14 protein-coding genes are annotated in these 19,035 nt (G+C 56.9%); 6 read left to right on the top strand and 8 right to left on the bottom strand.

What is annotated here, in order from left to right:
• Nucleotides 1-135 precede the first annotated feature (135 nt).
• Nucleotides 136-1,761 (top strand): methyl-accepting chemotaxis protein, encoded by a 1,626-nt coding sequence (locus ACOYXH_RS12535; protein WP_320413049.1) that lies wholly within the window; start codon nucleotides 136-138, stop codon nucleotides 1,759-1,761.
• A 41-nt stretch (nucleotides 1,762-1,802) separates the two neighbouring features.
• Nucleotides 1,803-2,990 (top strand): pyridoxal phosphate-dependent aminotransferase, encoded by a 1,188-nt coding sequence (locus ACOYXH_RS12530; protein ID WP_320413048.1) that lies wholly within the window; start codon nucleotides 1,803-1,805, stop codon nucleotides 2,988-2,990.
• Nucleotides 2,991-3,121: 131 nt separating this feature from the next.
• On the opposite strand, the gene ACOYXH_RS12525 is transcribed toward ACOYXH_RS12530, so the two are convergent.
• The 5 genes from ACOYXH_RS12525 to ACOYXH_RS12505 all read right to left on the bottom strand — a co-directional run bounded on the left by ACOYXH_RS12525 (nucleotide 3,122) and on the right by ACOYXH_RS12505 (nucleotide 8,381).
• A complete protein-coding gene (locus ACOYXH_RS12525; protein ID WP_095126339.1) occupies nucleotides 3,122-4,099 on the bottom strand; it encodes a 2-hydroxyacid dehydrogenase in 978 nt (325 codons plus the stop codon).
• Between the two features lie 13 nt (nucleotides 4,100-4,112).
• Nucleotides 4,113-5,411 (bottom strand): MFS transporter, encoded by a 1,299-nt coding sequence (locus ACOYXH_RS12520; RefSeq protein ID WP_095050893.1) that lies wholly within the window; start codon nucleotides 5,409-5,411, stop codon nucleotides 4,113-4,115.
• A 48-nt stretch (nucleotides 5,412-5,459) separates the two neighbouring features.
• Nucleotides 5,460-6,488: a sugar kinase gene (locus tag ACOYXH_RS12515; protein WP_320413046.1), complete on the bottom strand. Its 1,029-nt coding sequence runs from the start codon at nucleotides 6,486-6,488 to the stop codon at nucleotides 5,460-5,462.
• The gene (locus ACOYXH_RS12510; RefSeq protein ID WP_460410773.1) at nucleotides 6,481-7,263 is read right to left on the bottom strand and encodes a sugar phosphate isomerase/epimerase family protein; all 783 of its coding nucleotides are present in this window, start codon (nucleotides 7,261-7,263) and stop codon (nucleotides 6,481-6,483) included. Before ACOYXH_RS12510 ends, ACOYXH_RS12515 begins: the two co-directional genes overlap by 8 nt.
• Nucleotides 7,264-7,352: 89 nt before the next feature.
• Nucleotides 7,353-8,381 carry a LacI family DNA-binding transcriptional regulator gene (locus ACOYXH_RS12505; RefSeq protein ID WP_095050891.1) on the bottom strand — a complete coding sequence of 343 codons (1,029 nt, stop codon included), beginning with the start codon at nucleotides 8,379-8,381 and terminating at the stop codon, nucleotides 7,353-7,355.
• A gap of 231 nt (nucleotides 8,382-8,612) precedes the next feature.
• On the opposite strand from ACOYXH_RS12505, the gene ACOYXH_RS12500 reads away from it, so the two are divergent.
• The 3 genes from ACOYXH_RS12500 to ACOYXH_RS12490 all read left to right on the top strand — a co-directional run bounded on the left by ACOYXH_RS12500 (nucleotide 8,613) and on the right by ACOYXH_RS12490 (nucleotide 14,279).
• Nucleotides 8,613-9,419 (top strand): hypothetical protein, encoded by an 807-nt coding sequence (locus tag ACOYXH_RS12500; protein ID WP_460410772.1) that lies wholly within the window; start codon nucleotides 8,613-8,615, stop codon nucleotides 9,417-9,419.
• A gap of 79 nt (nucleotides 9,420-9,498) precedes the next feature.
• On the top strand, nucleotides 9,499-11,646 hold the full coding sequence (locus ACOYXH_RS12495) for a hypothetical protein (protein ID WP_320413043.1): 2,148 nt from the start codon (nucleotides 9,499-9,501) through the stop codon (nucleotides 11,644-11,646).
• Between the two features lie 173 nt (nucleotides 11,647-11,819).
• A complete protein-coding gene (locus ACOYXH_RS12490; protein ID WP_460410771.1) occupies nucleotides 11,820-14,279 on the top strand; it encodes an autotransporter outer membrane beta-barrel domain-containing protein in 2,460 nt (819 codons plus the stop codon).
• A gap of 63 nt (nucleotides 14,280-14,342) precedes the next feature.
• Here ACOYXH_RS12490 and ACOYXH_RS12485 read toward each other — a convergent pair whose 3' ends face one another.
• Nucleotides 14,343-14,810: a dimerization/docking domain-containing protein gene (locus tag ACOYXH_RS12485; protein ID WP_095126335.1), complete on the bottom strand. Its 468-nt coding sequence runs from the start codon at nucleotides 14,808-14,810 to the stop codon at nucleotides 14,343-14,345.
• 132 nt (nucleotides 14,811-14,942) lie between these two features.
• On the opposite strand from ACOYXH_RS12485, the gene ACOYXH_RS12480 reads away from it, so the two are divergent.
• Nucleotides 14,943-15,137: a hypothetical protein gene (locus ACOYXH_RS12480; protein ID WP_141231884.1), complete on the top strand. Its 195-nt coding sequence runs from the start codon at nucleotides 14,943-14,945 to the stop codon at nucleotides 15,135-15,137.
• On the opposite strand, the gene ACOYXH_RS12475 is transcribed toward ACOYXH_RS12480, so the two are convergent.
• Both ACOYXH_RS12475 and ACOYXH_RS12470 read right to left on the bottom strand, forming a co-directional pair.
• Nucleotides 15,109-15,750: a DUF1345 domain-containing protein gene (locus tag ACOYXH_RS12475; protein WP_095050887.1), complete on the bottom strand. Its 642-nt coding sequence runs from the start codon at nucleotides 15,748-15,750 to the stop codon at nucleotides 15,109-15,111. The two genes, ACOYXH_RS12480 and ACOYXH_RS12475, sit on opposite strands and share 29 nt — an antisense overlap.
• Before the next feature lie 182 nt (nucleotides 15,751-15,932).
• Complete coding sequence (locus ACOYXH_RS12470; protein ID WP_095050886.1) at nucleotides 15,933-19,031, bottom strand: efflux RND transporter permease subunit; 3,099 nt, start codon at nucleotides 19,029-19,031, stop codon at nucleotides 15,933-15,935.
• Nucleotides 19,032-19,035 lie beyond the last annotated feature (4 nt).

The following is a 19,035-nucleotide window of genomic DNA, read 5'->3' as shown; positions in this document are numbered from 1 at the left end:
TTCCTAAAGCCTGGCCGATACAGCTAACAGGCGCGCACATAACTTCCTAAAACAGTGACGCCGGACTGAACCCGCCCCCTCGGGCCAGTGATGACGCATGGACGCTCGTAGTTTCTATCTTTCGAGAGCTCAACTATGTCCCTGCGTAATCTGAATATCGCGCCCCGTGCCTTTCTCGGTTTTGCCTTTATCGCCTTGCTGGTGATCGTACTCGGTGTGTTCGCCGTCAATCGCATGTCGATCATCCGTCAGGCTTCGATCGATATGGACTCGACGCAATTGCCCAGTGTCACCCACCTCAGTGCGGTAACGGAAAACGTCCTGCGCATGCGCATCCTGTCGTTCCGTGTACTGGTCAATCGCGAGCCGGCCAGCCTGCAAGAGGCGCAAACGCGCATTGCCGTGCTGGTCGACAAGGTGCGCAAGGCTCAGGCCAGCTATGCCGCGCTGCCGGCAGGCCCTGAAGAACGTGAAATCTACCAGACCTTCTCAACCACCCTGGACAACTACCTGCAAGCGCAGAGTCAGATGATTGAGCTGTCGCGTCAGGACAAACTCGACGAGATGCGCACCCTGATCAACACGCGGATCAAGGAGGGTACTGACCAGATGGGCGAGCAGCTCAACAAGCTGATTGCAATCAACACGACCGATGCGAAAACGGCGGCCACCAAGGCTGGTGAACACTACGACAGCGCCGTGACCGGGATCATCATCGTTGCCGTGATCGCAGCGCTGGCCACCGTGCTACTGGCCTGGCTGCTGACCCGCAGCATCGTCACCCCGCTGAACCGTGCCGTACTGGCCGCACAAACCATTGCCGACGGCAACCTGAGCAAAACCATCGAAGTCGACGGCAAGGACGAAGCGACGCAGTTGCTGCAGGCGCTCGCCACCATGCAGAGCAACCTGCGCAAAACCATCGAACAGATCGCCGGTTCCGCCACACAACTGGGCGCCGCTGCCGAGGAGCTCAGCGCGGTGACCGAAGAAGCCTCCCGTGGCCTGCAGCAGCAGAACAACGAAATCGAACAAGCCGCCACCGCCGTAAACGAGATGACCGCCGCTGTCGAAGAAGTGGCGCGCAACGCCGTGTCGACCTCCGAAGCCTCGAACCAGTCGACCCACGCCGCCCGCGAAGGTCGCGATCAAGTGGTGAAAACCGTCGACGCGATCCAGACCATGACCCACGACGTGCAGAACACCGCGCAGATGATCGAAGGCCTGGCCGCGCAGGGCCGTGATATCGGCAAAGTGCTCGATGTGATCCGCGCCATCGCCGAACAGACCAACCTGCTGGCCCTCAACGCAGCGATCGAAGCCGCACGCGCCGGAGAGGCCGGGCGCGGTTTTGCCGTGGTCGCGGACGAGGTTCGGGCATTGGCTCATCGCACCGCGCAGTCGACCCAGGAAATCGAAAAAATGGTCGCCGGCATCCAGAACGGCACCGGCGAAGCGGTGTCGTCGATGCAGCAAAGCAACCAGCGCACCCAGACCACCCTGGAAATGGCCCGCGCCGCTGGGGTTGCGCTGGAGCAGATCACCCAGTCGATCCATCAGATCAACGAACGCAATCTGGTGATCGCCAGCGCCTCGGAAGAGCAGGCGCAAGTCTCGCGCGAGGTCGACCGCAACCTGGTCAACATCCGCGATCTGGCTACGCAATCGGCCGCCGGGGCCAACCAGACCAGCGCCGCGACCCACGAACTGTCGCGACTGGCGGTGGATTTGAACGCCATGGTGGCGCGTTTCGTGATTTGAGATACGGTGAAGGCTGGAGACCGCGCAATCAGGAGACGTACATGCGCTATTCAGCCTTGACCCAACGAATCGCCGGGGAGGGAGCCGCTGCCTGGCAGATTCACGACCGAGCGCTGGAGCTGCGCGCCGAGGGTGTCGATATCTTGCTGCTGAGCGTGGGCGACCCGGATTTCGATACACCGCTGCCGATTGTCCACGGCGCGATCGACAGTTTGCTGGCGGGCGATACCCATTACTCCGAAGTGCGTGGTCGTCTGGCGCTGCGCAAGCTGATTGCCGACCGCCATCGTCGGCGTAGCGGGCAAGCGGTGGATGCCGACCACGTGATCGTCATGCCCGGCGCGCAATGCGCGGTGTATTCGGTGGCGCAATGTCTGCTTGATCCCGGCGATGAAGTGATCGTCGCCGAACCGATGTATGTCACCTACGAAGGCGTGTTTGGCGCGTGTGGCGCAACGGTGGTGCCGGTGCCGGTGCGTCCGGAAAACGGCTTTCGCGTCGACCCGGTGGATGTTGCCGCGCGTATCACCCCGAAAACCCGCGCCATGCTGCTCAACAGTCCGAACAACCCCAGCGGCGCAAGCCTGTCACTGCTGATCTGGCAAGAACTGGCGGCGCTGTGCATCCGCCATGACTTGTGGCTGATCAGCGACGAGGTCTACAGCGATTTGCTTTACGAAGGTCAGCACGTCAGCCCGGCGAGCCTGCCGGGCATGGCCGAGCGCACGGCGACGATCAACAGCCTGTCGAAATCCCACGCCATGACCGGCTGGCGCATCGGCTGGATGATCGGGCCGAAGTCGTTGGCCGAGCATTTGGTCAATTTGTCGCTGAGCATGTTGTTTGGCCTGCCGGATTTTGTGCAGAAAGCCGCAGAGATTGCGTTGCAGTCAGACCTGCCGGAAGTGACGCAAATGCGCGAGGAATATCGCCTGCGCCGGGACCTGGTGTGCGAGCGTTTGCACGGATGTCCGGGGTTGTACCCGATTCGCCCGGATGGCGGCATGTTTGTGATGGTTGATGTGCGCCAGACCGGTCTCGGCGCACAGGCGTTTGCCGAACGGTTGCTGGAGGGCTATGGGGTTTCGGTGCTGGCGGGTGAGGCGTTCGGACCGAGTGCGGCGGGGCATATTCGCATTGGTTTGGTGGTCGATCGGGTGAAACTCGCGGATGCCTGTGCGCGGATTGCGTTGTGTGCGGCGCAGCTGTTACAAGCCCGCAGTGCCTGACATTTCACAAATTGATCGTTCCCACGCTCCGCGTGGGAATGCCTCAAGGGACGCTCCGCGTTCCAGCTTCCAGAAGGGACGCAGAGCGTCCCGGGCTGCATTCCCACGCAGAGCATGGGAACGATCAGGTCTCAACCCTGCCAGGCCGATGGATTCACCAGATTCGCCGGCCTCTCTCCCTTCAACGCCGCCAACAGATTCTCCACCGCACACCGCGCCATCGCCTCCCGCGTCTCATACGTCGCCGAGCCCATGTGCGGCGTCGCCACCACATTATTGAGTTGCAACAACGGCGAATCGTGATTCAGCGGCTCACGCTCGAACACATCCAGCCCCGCCGCCCGAATCCGTTGATGACGCAGCGACTCGATCATCGCCGCCTCATCGACCACCTTGCCCCGCGAGATATTGATGAAGATGCTTTCCGGGCGCATCAGCGCGAACTGCTCGGCGCCGATCAAACCTTCGGTCTGCGCCGTCAGCGGCAAGGTCAGGCAAATGAAGTCGGCCTGCTTGAGCAGATCTTCGAGGCTGCGGTATTGCGCATCGAATCGCGCCTCGACCGCCGGTTTGCGCGACTGGCTGTGATAGATCACCGGCATACCGAATCCGAAATGTCCACGCTGCGCCAGCGCTTCGCCGATACGGCCCATGCCGATAATCCCCAATGTCTTGCCATGTACATCGGTGCCGAAATGCGCCGGGCCGATATTGCGGCTCCATTGGCCGCTGCGCACCATGTTCGCCAGTTCCACCACACGCCGGGCAGCGGCGAGGATCAGGGCGAAACCGGTGTCGGCGGTGGTTTCGGTGAGCACGTCCGGGGTGTTGCTCAGGAGAATCTTGCGCCGGGTCAGGTAATCGATGTCGTAGTTATCGACGCCGACCGAGACGCTGGCGATGGCTTCGAGTTGCGGCGCGAGATCGAGCAAGGCTGCGTCGAGTTTCAGGCTGGCGCCGAGTAAACCTTGGGCGCGGGGCAGGGCATCACGCAGTTGCATGAGGCCGTCGGCGTCGAGGCTGTTGATCAGCGTCACCTCACACTGCTCTTGCAGACGAGCCATCAGCGCGGGTGAAAGTTTCTTGTACAACACGACCTGTTTTTTCATGGCAAAAATCTCTTCAGGAGTGCGCCGGCACGGCTCGCGTGGCGACGGCTTTGGCGACGACGCGATCACTGGCGCCGGGCTTGAGAAAAATCGTTAACACCACCGACAGCAGCAACGCGCCGCTCATCAATAGGTACGAAGCGCCGGGCGAACCGGTGGAGCTGTTCAGGTAACCGACCAGATACGAGCCGCCGAACGAACCGAGCGCGCCCATGCTGTTAATCAGCGCCATGGCGCCACCGGCAACGTTGGCCGGGAGAATCTCCGGGACGATGGCAAAAAACGGCCCGTAAGGCGCGTACATGCACGCGCCGGCAATTACCAGTAGCGTGTACGACCACCAGAAGTGTTCTGCGCCCAGCGCGTAGGAGCCGTAAAACGCGATCGATGCGATCAGCAGTGGCGGCCAGACGAAGCGTTTGCGCTTTTGCAACTTGTCCGAACCCCACGACACCACAAGCATGCCGATCACCGCCGCCAGATACGGCAGCGCCGACAGCCAGCCGGCTTCGATCATGTCCATTTGCGCGCCGGCCTTGAGGATCGACGGCAGCCACAGCACAAAGCCGTAAACGCCGATGCTCCAGCAGAAAAACTGCAGCGCGAGAATGATCACCTTCGGCGAACGGAACGCCTCGGCGTAGTTCTTCACTGCTTTGATACCGACCTGTTCAGCAGCCAGTGCGCTTTCCAGATCCTGCTTTTCCTGCTCGTTGAGCCACTTGGCCTGCGCTGGACGATCATCGGCCAGACGCCACCAGATAAACGCCCAGAGTACCGCCGGCAGGCCCTCAATGATGAACATCCAGCGCCAGCTGAAATGCTGCACCAGATAACCCGAAACCACCGACATCCACAGCATCGTCACCGGGTTGCCAAGGATCAGAAAGGTATTGGCCCGTGAGCGTTCGGCACGGGTAAACCAATGGCACAGATACACCAGCATCGCCGGCATTACAGCGGCTTCGACCACGCCGAGCATGAAGCGGATGACGATCAGCCAATAGGCGTTGGAGACCACGCCGGTCAACGTGGCGAGGCCGCCCCAGAGAATCAGGCTGACGAAAATCAGTTTCTTCACGCTGTGTTTTTGCGCGTAGATCGCACCCGGCACCTGGAAGAAAAAGTAACCGAGGAAGAACAGCGCACCGAGCAGCGATGACAGGCCCGGGGTGATCATCAGGTCTTCGGCCATGCCCGATGCGGCGGCGAAGCCGTAGTTGGCGCGATCCAGATACGCCAGGCTGTAGGTGATGAACACGATAGGCATGATGTACCACCAGCGGCGGGTGGCGAGGGTTGCGGTTTTCATGGGTCTTGCTCCTGAGCTTGTTGTTTTTGTCGCAGCAGGTTCAATTGATCAGTTGTCTGTGACGGCCCCATCGCGAGCAGGCTCACTCCTACATTTGAAATGCGTTCCCTTGTAGGAGTGAGCCTGCTCGCGATCGGCGCCTTCGAATTCAGTGAGGAGTTCAGCCCGAGTTGGAAGGCCCTCCATATCCCCGCGACTCTGCACCGCCCGACTGCCAATCCAGTTCGCACGCTGCACCGCCTCGGCAAAACTCTGGTGCTCAAGCAGGGCACTGATCATCCCCACCGCAAAACCATCACCGGCACCGACCGTGTCGACGACATGCGCCACCGGCACACCGGCGACAAATCCCGATGCCAGATGCGTTCGGTAATAAGCGCCTTCCGGGCCAAGCTTGATCGCCACCGCTTCGGCACCTTGATCAAGATAAAACGCAGCAATGTCCGCCGGGTCTTCGAAACCGGTGAGCAAACGGCCTTCGCTCAACCCCGGCAGCACCCAATGGGCGAGAGCGGCGAGGCGGTTGATCTCGCCGATCATCTCGCGCTCGCTGGCCCACAGGCTCGGACGCAGATTGGGATCGAACGACACGCTGCGTCCGGCGTTGCGCATGCGTGTCATCAATTCAAAGGACATCTCCCGCGCCGAGGCCGAGAGCGCTGGAGGAATGCCAGTCGCATGAAGATGGCGAGCGCTCAGCAGATTGGTCGTAATCGACTGCGGCGACAAATGACTGGCCGCCGAACCGCGTCGGAAATACTCGACCTGCGGGTCGCTGCCATCGTCATTGCGCGATTTGAACTGGAAACCGGTCGGGTGCTGTTTGTCGACGTCGACGTGGCTGCAATCCAGACCTTCCTTGATCAAGGCTTCGACCACAAAGCGCCCGAGCGAATCGTCGCCGACCCGGCTCAGCCACGCGACGTTGAAACCCAGGCGCGACAGCCCGATCGCGACATTGCTGTCGGCCCCGGCGATGCGCTTGTGAAAGTGTTCGACTGCTGCCAGATCACCGGTCTGCTCGGCGACCAGCATCGCCATGGTTTCGCCGAACGAGAGAATATCGATCTCAGACATGAGCAGGCTCCAGACGCGATTGGCCGAGGCGGGCGAGGGCGGCGACGTGCTCGGTGGTCAGTTGCACCAGATCATCACCCTGCAACGGATATTCGGCGGCGCGCATAACGCCTTGGGCCATGTGCCGCAACAGTTGTTCCCACAGATGCAGGTCACTGACGGCCGGCGGCACCGCCACCAGTTTGCCGTCGGCGCGACGGGCCACGGCTTTGCAGTGCACATAGCCGACATGGCGGCCGAGCAGGCGGGCGGCGCTGGTGGCGGACTGGTCCTGCCACTGCCAGTTGCCAATGTCGAAAGTCATTTTGATCGGCAGATTGTGCTGCTCGACGGCGGCGAAGAAGCGCTGAAACGGTTCGATGCGTCCGCCGTGCAGAGTCTGGTCGTTTTCCACCAGCAGTTGCACTGAAGTGCGCTTCAGGCGTTCGGCCAAGGCTTGCAGATCGTCGGTGTCGGTGAAGTAGCCGAGGGAGACTTTCAGCCATTTCGAGCCGAACGCTTCGGCTTGTTGCAGTGCGGTGATCAACTCGGGATTGGGCTGCGCCTGACCGGCCAGCCACAGTTCGGTCGGTGAGGAATAGATGCTTAGCAAGCCCTGCGCCTGCGTGGCCTGCGCCAGCTGCGCAGGGTCTTCACGCGTCAGCAGTTCCTCGCGCCACTCAATGCGATTGGCCCCGGCGGCAGCCAGAACCTCGATGAAAGCATCCTGCCCGCGCTGGCGTACAAGCTCGGCGCCGTAGCTGGACAGGCTGATGGAAACGGCGGGTTTATTCATTGTTATTGACCTCTGAAACCGGTTTCATTTTTGTTCAAAAAAATATCAGGTGTTGCTGTGTTGTTCTCTCGGGCGCCTTCGCGAGCAGGTCAAGCACTACCAACCTCACGGGTTGACCCACGCTCAACCAGCACCGGCGCAAAATCCACCACCCGCGCCACCTCATCATCCCCACGCAACCGCTTGAGCAAACACTCAAACGCCCGCGCGCCAATCTCCTGCGTCGGCTGAGCCAGCGCGGTAATCCCGCTGCCCACCAACGGATACCAATCCAGATCGTCCAGGGCAATCAGCCCGACATCCTCGAACAACCGCACACCCATCTCCCGCAATGCCGTTGTGGCAGCAAGCGCCGCCACACCATTGGCGCAAAACAATGCTTTCGGGCCGTCGCCGGGAGTGTTTAAAAAGGTTTGAAGTTGCGTGCTCAGGTCATCGCCGGTTTCTAGCACCGCCCCGGCCAGGTTCGAGTGCAGCGCGATCTGCGCCTGAAAACTGCTGACCCGCTCGATCCGCGAGCTGGTGCCGTCATACGGTTCAGTCACCAGCACCAGATCCCGATATCCATGCTGCTCCAGATGCGTGATCGCCATCTCAACGGCTTGCGGGTTGTTCAGCCCGACCATGTCGCTGTCGAGCCCGTCGACCTTGCGATCCACCAGCACCAGCGGCATCTCGCGGCGCAGTTCATGCAGTTCGTCACGGTGATGGCCAAGGGTGTTCACGATCAGCCCTTCGATGTTGTACGAACGCAACAGCGCCAGGTGCTGGCGTTCCTGCTCGTCATCGCGGTCGGTGTTGCACACCACCAGGCTGTAGCCATGCGCACGGCAAGCGGTTTCCACCCCGTGCATTACGGCAATCGAATAAGGGTTACGGATATCGGCGACGAGCATACCGATCAGGCGTGTGCGCCCGCGCTTCAGCCCGCGAGCCATCTGGTTAGGTCGGTACCCGAGCTCGGCGATGGCGTGCTCGATGCGCAGAGCGATGGCATCGGAGAGCAGGGCGCGGTCATCGCCGATGAAGCGCGAGACACTGGCCTTGGACACGCCGGCGCGCTCGGCGACGTCGAGCATGGTTACACGGCTGCGTCGGGCGGTGGAGAAGACGTTCATGGTGGCAACTTTATTTTTGTTGGATGAGTTTTGTTAATCGTTGAAACCGGTTTCAGATAACACCAAATACTCCGCCTTCGTCAAGACACGCCTACTACCTGAAGACGTATGCAACCTGAAAATCCCGACAAGCGGTCACGTACCCTGTCAGATCTGACAGTAGGCGGAACTCATTTTGAAGCGCCTAATAAAAGTCATAGCGTTGCAAGCCGATTCAAGCAGGTACGTCAAATGAACGATCCAAAAACAACAAACCTAGCGGGGCGGCCTGGCACTGATCCAATCGGTGTATTTGATTACGACCCCCCGGTAGTTATTGAGGTCGATGCGAATGGAGTCATTCTTCCTATTGCCCATCAAAATGGCTTGACTGTAATAGTACCGAGATGGCCTTTTCCGGCGCCGGTTGGGTCATCGAATTTTCTTTATATTTATTTGGAGGGGGACGAGGTTTTTAATCAAAACTATCCGAGTCCACTAACCGAGCCAGATTATCGGCCAGTCATTGCGCCTAGGTTCTTCGCCGCCGATGGAACGTACCGTTTGCATTACGAGACCATCACGGAAGGAAATCCCGCTTACTCGGGCGACACAATTCTTGTCGTTAGACGCACGCCACCTGTTTTATTGGTTGAACCTGAATTTCCGAGTAGAAGTCTGCAGGGATATTTGAATTGCGGTTCGACTCCCAGGTTATGGGAGAAGGTGATCGTGCGCATTCCAGTGCCAACGCTGGTGGATTGGTTCGAGAACGACGAGTTGCGTTTGGAGTGGACCGGGTATGCAAGTTTGAATGCTTCCGGTCCAGTGCTGTTTACCCACGAACTGAAGAAGGTATTGACCGCTCAGGAAGTGGTAGAGGGATATGATTTTTTGATAACCGATTATGAGCAATATGTAAAACCGTTGGAAAAAAATTCCTCGGCGTTGGCGGTCTATTCGATATACCGAAACGGTGTGCCTTTTGCGAAGTCATCTCCTGGGCTTATTAAGGTAGACAGGATAATTCCTGGAACAAATCGCAGCTGTGAACCTTGATTGTTGTTGTTTTTTGAAACTTGCTGGATTGCGTTGTTTTTTTGCTGGCGTCGTTAATAAACGGAAGGGAGCTGTTAACATGACAATCGATATGAAGCTAAGCGCTGTACAACAGGCCGCGGAGAACTCTCGGAAAGAACTCAGAAAAAATCGATTAAATATAGGCGTTTCGGCAGATTCGCCAAAACCTGTGATTGTGGGTGTGGCAGATGGTGGAGTAGTGCCCGTTACGATATTGAAAAGCGCCGCGGCACAGGCGGCGACTACAACAGTTGCACGCCAGCCCGATCTTCCCATTACGGTTACTGTTTTCGCATGGGAGTTTCCGAGTGACAGAGACGAAGTAGTTATCGAGGGCTATGCCTTTCAGGAGGGTATCGACGACCCGGATGCTCCTGATAGCTGGGCATGGGTGGAGTGGCTGCGTCAACCGGCCCCCGCTGTTTCCGGTCGGCCTACTCAATGGAATGTCACGTTGCCTGCGGGCAGGCTCACGGATATTCTCACGACGGGTTCTGCCTCACCTACCCAGTGGAAAATCCAAAGTTCGGGACAACTGGACGGCAACCCTCAATACTCTGAAATCACCACTTGTTTCGTGGATACTTTCGCGCCTTTCCACAACAAGGGCGATGTCCGTGTTCTGGCTCCCACCCGAGTGGACTTTCCACTGCCTGCGAACGCTAAAATTGATACGGCCTATCTTGAAACCATTCGAACTACCGGGATGGAGTTCACGTTGCCGGTCACAGATGGCAAGTGGGAAATTAAAGCTACAGATAAATGCTTTATTTACTTGAGCCCAACGCTAAGGCCTACACGTCAGCTCACCCCGACTTTGACTGTTGATCCTGTACCAGCGGATGGGAAGGTGTCTATCCCGATGCTGGACATCAGTAAACTGGCAAACGGTACCGTGTGGCTGATCATGGCCTATGAAGATGCGGCGGGTAACCGCAGCGCAGATATGCTCGCCTACAGTCGAATCGTCGAATTTGTCCCACTTCCTGTCCCCGCTCCTCCGATCATTGACGCTGCCAACACCGCCGGCGATAACGTCATTGACCTCGCCGATGTGAGGTTCTACGGAACTTCAGGGGTACCGATTAGAGTTTTACGTCCTCTAAATACGCAAGACACCGACAAGGCTACTGTGTTTTTCGAGAATTTTGAAACAATTGACCTTGATCCTCCGGTGCAAGAGTTTGGAACCAATACCGAGTTGACCTTCAGGATTAAATGGATTGACTTGAAAACGATTTACGCCTCTCTTGCTGGAGGAGACCCTGACGTTCGTGAAGTTGGCACGCGTGTCGTGTGGACCTGGATGCGTGGTCTCACTCCGAAAGACTCCCCGGCGGCAACTCCCGATCTGGATTTCTCCTACCCAGGTGAGGAAAACCCGGATGAGCCTGATGAAATCAATAAATTGCTGGCGAAAGTGCAACTTCGTGGGGTCGACAAGATTCTGAATACACTGAATCCTCCGGATCTGCTGACAGATCCGGAGGTCATTATTCCATTGCCGACCACCGAGCCATTGGGTAACGACGTTGTTTGTAAGTGGTTCTACAACGGACTTGTCGTCAATGAGTTTTCACCGGAAGGTTTGACAGAATACAAAGGTACTTTGCCCGCCCAGAGAGTGGTTGATGGTCAAGCCGGGGACAAATTGACCTACTGGAGCTTCTCGTATATCGGCGGTATCAACCCGCAACGGTCTCTGGATGAAACGGTCACGGTGACAACTGTCGCGAAGGAAGTGCCTGACCCGGTCATTGACAGGTTGTTCGACAACGGCACGATTATCAACTGCCCAACCGTTGGATTCATCCGAGGCGTCAAACCACCTCTGCCGTTTTTGACTTTCAGGGTCGCGGCGAATCCTGTTCTGGCTGGCTTGCAAAGCATTACCGCCCATTGGGTTGGGACTACTGATGCTGCCGGACAATCGCCAATCACTGATACCGATCAAGATGTGCCTATTACTGTAACCGGAACCGAAGCCACGACGGGCATCACGGGTCAGATCGCGGAATATCTGACCAAGATTGTACCGATCCAGACGCGCCCGGATCCTTTCCCTGTACCTGCGCCGGCGATTACTTATGCATCACTCAAGTACACGGTGGTGTGGACCGATGGTACTCGAGCAACATCGAATGCCACAGTGAAGATTATTTCTCTGGTCAATGGGAACCGTGAGTTCTGTCATGAAGTGAGGTGATTAGAGGGAGAGTCAAGAAAACCGGGTCCGATTAAACGGGAGGCATGAGAAATGCCTTCCCGTTTGGTTTTTTCAACGGCGCAGATTTTTCTTTCAGTAGTTAAGGATTAGTCCTACAGAAAAGCGAGAACTTGGTCTGTAGCCTTCTGGCCATTCTGGGGGAGGAAACTTTAATGGGAAGCCCCTCCAAGTTATCCTTGTTGATTTATTTTTGGGTGGTAATTCTTATGCCTTTGCATTGTTTTGACAAAAAACTGATGGCGGGTCGTGCAGGAAAATTCTGGTTTCTCGCTTTTTCCGTATTGTCCACATCGATGGCTCATGCTCGCGCCATCATCACCGATGAAACGATCAATAATAGTGCGCCAGTGGAGGACTTTATTATTGGGCGGGGTGCTACGTTGACCGTGAATAATGCTGAGACATTAAATATTTCTTCGAATGCTTCAAAGCTGGTTGTTAATGCCGGAACCTTGCAAGATATTCGAGCAACTAACGGTTCGACAGTGACGCTCGATCGTGCCACGGTCACGGCGCGTGCAAATCAGCCGGCTGTCACCATTACCAACTCAACCGCTGTCATCACAAACAGCACGATTACCAGTGATACCACAGGGTTGCAGGTTGGGCGTATACCTAGCGCGCCTCGTGAGACAGTGGTGTCCCTGATTGGAACTACGGTTACCGGCGGTATAGAAGCAGCGGTCGTCAGCGCGCAAACTACACTCAACCTGACCCGTTCTGATCTGATTTCCAATAGCGCCAATGGTTACGGTTTACGCTTGGCCAGCGGCGATGTTTTCGCACAAGGCGGCAGTATCGTCGGAGGAATGAATGGCATCTTGCTGAGCGGGGATAATTTTATCAATCGCGCCAATACCCTGGTGCTGGATGGCACGCGCGTGTCGGGAGGCAGCGGTGCCGCTATAGCGGTCGATAGCGCCGGGCGTTCGATTGTTACTAACGTACACGTACGCAATGGTGCCGATCTGGTTAGCGGAAATGGCAATTTGTTAGAGGTTGGCAACGGTGGATTAGTTAACCTGACTGTTGATAACAGCGCACTCACTGGAAACGTCGAAATTGCAAATGGCGCGTCTGCCAATATCACATTGCAAAATGATAGCTCGTTGTCCGGTAATCTTCACAATGCGGCAGCAGTTAATGTGAATAACCGAAGCTTTCTCAAAGGGGATATTGTTAACGATGTGCCTGGCGGTGCTTCTGTAGTAATTGACTCTGCGTCTGTCATCCAGGGGAATATTTACAACTCCACGAGCGTCGATGTGAATAATGGCGCTCAGTGGAAAATGACCGGAAACAACCTGGTCAGTAAACTGCATCTTAATGGCGGCACTGTTGATTTGACTGGCGGTGATGCGTTTAATCGTGTTGATATCGTCAATCTGTCGGGCACTGGTATTTTTGCGATGAGAGCAGATCTTGCCGCTGATGAAAGTGATTTTTTGAATGTTTCCGGTACGGCTACAGGGAGCCACCAGTTATTGATAGCTGCCAGTGCCAACGATCCAGCTTCGGGTAATCCTTTGAAAATCGGTAGCATTGCGACTGGCGATGCCGCTTTCTCTTTACTGAATGGTTCTGTGGATGCGGGAGCATTCACTTATAAACTGTTAAAGGAAGGGGAGGGGTTGTACCTTGCTCCGGACAAAGAGACGGTCAGCACAGGTACCAATACGGCCCTGGCAATTGCTGCAACTGCACCGACTATTCTCTATGCAGAAATGACTACGTTGAATAATCGGCTCGGTGATCGACGTTTGAATGGCGCTGAGCCGAGTGTCAGCGCCCGATCGACAGGACAATCTCAAGCCGGGGTCTGGATCCGAACCTCTAGCAATCAATACAATGTTGACAATGCCTATGGTGACGGTTATTCACAAAGCCAGAAAGGTGTATCGGTGGGGGCAGACGCACCTTTACCGATAGGAGATGGCCAATGGCTGGCGGGAGGCTTTGTCGGTTATAGCAAAACCGAGATGGATCTGAAACGAGGGAGCAACGCGACTGTCAACAGCGGATATCTTGGCGGCTATCTAACCTGGTACGACGCAGCGACGGGCTTTTACGTTGATACGGTCACCAAAATCAACCAGTTCGATAACAGTGCCAAAGTCACTATGAGCGATGGAACACGAACCAAAGGTGATTATAAGAATCTGGCACTCAGTGGTTCGGTCGAGGTTGGCAAACATATCGCTTTTGAAAATGGCGTGTTCCTGGAACCCTTTACCCAAGTCGCGGCTGCCATCGCTCAGGGCAAGGACTACACGCTTGATAATGGCTTGCGCGTCAGTAATGATCACACCCGCTCACTGGTCGGCAAGGTCGGTACCACGGTCGGCAGCGAAATGGCCTTGGCCAATGGTGGAAAATTGCAACCCCGATTAAAAGTCGCACTTTCACAAGAATTTATAAAAAATAACAAGGTCACTGTGAATGACACTCAATTTAATGATGATCTGTCGGCTACTGCTGTGGAGTTGGGCGCAGGAATAAACTGGACGCCGACGAAAAAAGCCTGGCAGGTTTACAGTGAGGTCAATACCAGTACGAGTAAAACCGTCAGCCAGGATTGGAGCGCTAGCGTCGGAGTGAGTTATAACTTCTAATGTTTGTATAAGAATCATAAAATAAAAAGGAAGCCAGGCTTCCTTTTTATTGTTCGCTATTTTTCAAATGATTGCGGTGTCGTAACTTAATTGGCCGGAGATTTTGAATGAGCTGCCTTCGGTGTCGCTAACGGTTATATCAAAATTCCCATCGATTTTGCTGACTTCATCACCTTTGCGTATTAGGTTCAGAAATACTGTGCCTTGGATGGCAGAATAAATATGAGGCTCGGCATCAGCTGTGTCGATGTAGTCAATTTTGAGTCCCTTGGTTGTAGCGGGAATGAAGAAAGTTCCGCCTTCAGTGCCTTCAGGGAAAAGCAGGGTAATCGTTTTCGTGTCGATTCGGGTTTCATCTACTCTAACAATGTGCTCGGCTGTGAATACCCATTGTTTGCCACCTAATTCCGGGTAGTCTTCCAGTTTCAGATTGAAGTAATTGGCGTTAAAGTTTACTACGTCGTTATTGCGCAAGATTTGGGCAGTGAATGAATTTATGGTTTGGATGGTTACATTGAGCGGCGCATTCATGAACGTTCTCCGAATTTAGTTGGGTACCTATCCATAAGCCAGATCCAGCTTAATGCATGGATGTCACATATAAACGTGTGTGCGCAACTTTGTATACTGTCAGAGTTGACAGGTGTACAGGCGGGTAGTTTTATGCTTCTGCAGATTGCAAGGGTGTTTCTTTATATGCAGTACGGTTTTTATACTTTAAAGCGTGATGCCCTGATTTCCCATGTTGGAAAGCGTATCAAACCATCGTTCGCTGGCTCGTATGGTAATCAAATTGCAGGCGGTAATCCTGAAAGGCTTCGCACCGCCGTCAGCCGAACAACCCCGCTGCAATATTGATCGAAAACCCCAGGATTGCTGTGTTGAAAACAAATCCGATCAACGACTGCGCCAGCACGATTTTCCGTATATCCCGTGTCGCCACGCCTACATCCGCTGTCTGCACTGCCACACCGATGGTGAACGAGAAGTACAAGAAGTCCCAGTAGTTGGGCGTGGTCAGACCTTCGGCAAAACGCAGGGCCGGCTCCTTGCTATCGCAGGTGTAATACAACCTCGCGTAGTGCACGCAGAAAATCACTCCGATCAGCAGCCACGAACCGATCACCGTGAGGGCGGTAAAGCCGTAGTGCAGGAGCTTGCGCGTGGTTTCCAGATCTTTGCTGCCCGCGAGTTCGAAGGTGATGGTCGCCAGACTAGCGAGGGCAGCGATGCACACCACAAACAGCACCAGCCCGGCATTTTCGTCTTCGACTTCAGCGATACGTTTGACGTCCGGCGCCTTGGCGCGCACGGTCAGCCAGAACATCAGGATCAGGTAAGTCCAGACACCGGCGTTCCAGCCGATGAGGATTTTGCTGACGATGGAATCGGCGGGGGCCAACAGACCAGTGGCGAGGCCGAAGAGGGCGGCGGCAGACAGGCGAGGGTGGGTGCGGGCGAGGAAGCGCATGGGGACTCGATGGGCCAGGGTAGTTCAGACACCTTAGCCCAGCGATGCAGGATATGACCCACTGACTCGAGTTTATGAAGAACCCTGTGGGAGCGAGCCTGCTCGCGAAGGCGTCGGTAGATTCAACATAGATGTTGGCAGACCGGACGCTTTCGCGAGCAGGCTCGCTCCCACAATTGGTATCAGTGGGGTTTGGTGAATCGTTGTACGAGCTTCATGACCACGACGAAGAACACCGGGACGAAGATGACCGCTAGCGTCGCGGTGATCATCCCGCCAATCACGCCGGTGCCGATCGCCTGCTGACTCGCCGAGCTGGCGCCGGTGGCAATGGCCAGTGGCACCACGCCGAGAATGAATGCCAGCGAAGTCATCACGATCGGTCGCAGACGCAAACGCGCGGCCTGCAACGTCGCATCGATCAGGTCGTGACCTTCGTCATACAGGCTCTTGGCAAACTCGATGATCAGGATCGCGTTCTTCGCCGACAGACCGATGATGGTGATCAGGCCAACCTTGAAGAACACATCATTGGGCATGCCGCGCAATGTCACCGCCAGCACCGCGCCGAGCACGCCCAGCGGCACTACCAGCAACACCGAGGTCGGAATCGACCAGCTCTCGTACAGCGCCGCCAGACACAGGAACACCACCAGCAACGACAGCCCAAGCAGGATCGGCGCCTGGTTGCCGGACAAGCGTTCCTGCAACGACAGCCCTGTCCATTCCTGGCCCAGACCTTTCGGCCCCTGCGCCACCAGACGTTCAATCTCCGCCATGGCCTCACCCGTGCTGTGCCCCGGCGACGGTTCGCCGGAAATCGCAATCGCCGGATAGCCGTTGTAGCGGGTCAACTGCGCCGGGCCTTGAATCCAGTTGGCCTGCACGAACGCAGACAGCGGCACCATGTGCCCGGTGTTGTTACGTACATGCATTTTCAGCAGATCGGCCACCTGGCTGCGTTGATCGCCTTCGGCTTGCACGACAACACGCTGCATGCGCCCCTGATTGGGGAAATCGTTGATGTAGCTGGAGCCGACGGCAGTGGACAGCACATTGCCGATATCGGCGAACGATACGCCCAGGGCATTGGCCTGCTTGCGGTCGACCACCAACTGCACCTGCGGCGCTTCGGCCAGCGCGCTTTCACGCACGTTCATCAGTACCGGGCTTTTCTCGGCGGCTGCGAGCAGTTCGGTGCGCGCTTGCATCAAGGTCGCATGGCCGAGGCCGCCGCGATCCTGCAAGCGGAACTCGAAACCGCTCGATGTGCCGAGGCCATCCACGGGCGGTGGCAGCACCGAGAACGCCATGGCGTCCTTGATTTCAGTCAGTGCGATATTGGCGCGATCGGCAATCGAGCTGGCGGCATCATCACTGCTGCGCTGCGACCAGTCCTTCAGCGTCGAGAACGCCAAGGCTGCGTTCTGGCCGCTCCCGGAGAAACTGAAACCGAGAATCACCACGGTGTCACTGATCCCCGGCTCGCTGGCGTTATGTGCCTCAAGCTGTTCAGCCACGGCCACCGTGCGGTTCTTGGTAGCGCCGGGCGGCAGTTGAATATCCGTGATGGTGTAGCCCTGATCTTCCACCGGCAGGAACGAGGAGGGCAGACGCGCGAAGCACAGGCCCAGTCCAACCAGCAGCACAGCGTAGATCAGCAGGTAACGGCCGCTGCGTTTCAGCGCATAGCCGACCCAGCCCTGATAGCGATCAGTCAGGTGCTCGAAGCGGCGGTTGAACCAGCCGAAGAAGCCGGATTTTTCGTGGTGTTCGCCCTTGGCAATCGGCTTGAGCAGCGTCGCGCACAGTGCCGGCGTGAGGGTCAGGGCGAGGAACGCCGAGAACAGAATCGATGTCGCCATCGACAGCGAGAACTGCTGGTAAATCACCCCGACCGAGCCTTGCATGAACGCCATCGGAATGAACACCGCGACCAGCACCAGCGTGATACCGATGATCGCGCCGGTAATCTGTGTCATCGCCTTGCGTGTGGCTTCCTTGGGCGACAGGCCCTCGGTGGCCATGATCCGCTCGACGTTCTCCACCACGACGATGGCGTCGTCCACCAGAATACCGATGGCCAAGACCATGCCGAACATGGTCAGCACGTTGATCGAGAAGCCCAGCGCGAGCATGGTCGCGAACGTGCCCATCAGCGCCACCGGCACCACTAGCGTCGGGATCAACGTGTAGCGCACGTTCTGCAGGAACAGGAACATCACCGCAAACACCAGCAGCATCGCTTCGCCCAAGGTGTAAATCACTTTGGTGATCGAGACTTTGACGAACGGCGAAGTGTCGTACGGAATCTTGTATTCCACGCCCGCCGGGAAGTAGCGCGACAGCTCATCCATCTTCGCCCGCACCAGGGTCGCGGTGTTCAGCGCGTTGGCGCCCGGCGACAACTGCACGCCGACAGCGGTCGACGGTTTGCCGTTGAGACGCGTACCGAACTGGTATTCCTGACTGCCGATCTCGACCCGCGCGACGTCACCGATGCGCACGGTGGAGCCGTCGCGATTGGCCTTGAGCACGATGTCGGCGAACTCTTGCGGCGTCGACAACTGCCCCTTCACCAGAATGGTCGCAGTAATTTCCTGGCTGGACGGATTGGGCAGATCGCCGATGCTGCCAGCGGACACCTGGGCGTTCTGCGCCACGATAGCTTCATTGACGTCAGCCGGTGTCAGGTTGAACGCGATCAGCTTCTGCGGATCGATCCAGATGCGCATGGCCCGTTCGGCGCCGTACAACTGCGCCTTGCCGACACCTTCCAGACGTTTGATCTCGTTCATCACGTTACGCGCCAGATAATCACTGAGCGCCACGTCATCGAGCTTGCCGTCGCTGGAGGTCAGGGTGATCAGCAAGAGGAAACCGGACGAAACCTTTTCGACCTGCAAACCTTGCTGATTGACCGCTTGCGGCAGGCGCGACTCGACTACCTTGAGGCGGTTTTGCACGTCGACTTGCGCCAGCTCCGGGTTGGTGCCCGGCTGGAACGTGGCTTTGATCGTCGCGCTGCCGAGGCTGCTTTGCGATTCGAAATACAGCAAGTGATCGGCGCCGTTGAGCTCTTCCTCGATAAGGCTGACCACGCTTTCATCGACGGTCTGCGCCGAGGCGCCGGGATACACGGCGTAGATTTCGATCTGCGGCGGGGCGACGTCGGGGTATTGCGCCACCGGCAACTGTGGGATGGCCAGCGCACCGGCCAACAGGATGAACAGCGCGACGACCCAGGCAAACACCGGGCGGTCGATAAAGAACTGCGGCATAGAA

The organism is Pseudomonas sp. Mb7, from assembly GCF_054790525.1.
The sequence above is the reverse complement of the archived record's forward strand: the minus strand, read 5'-3'. Positions and strand labels throughout refer to the sequence as shown.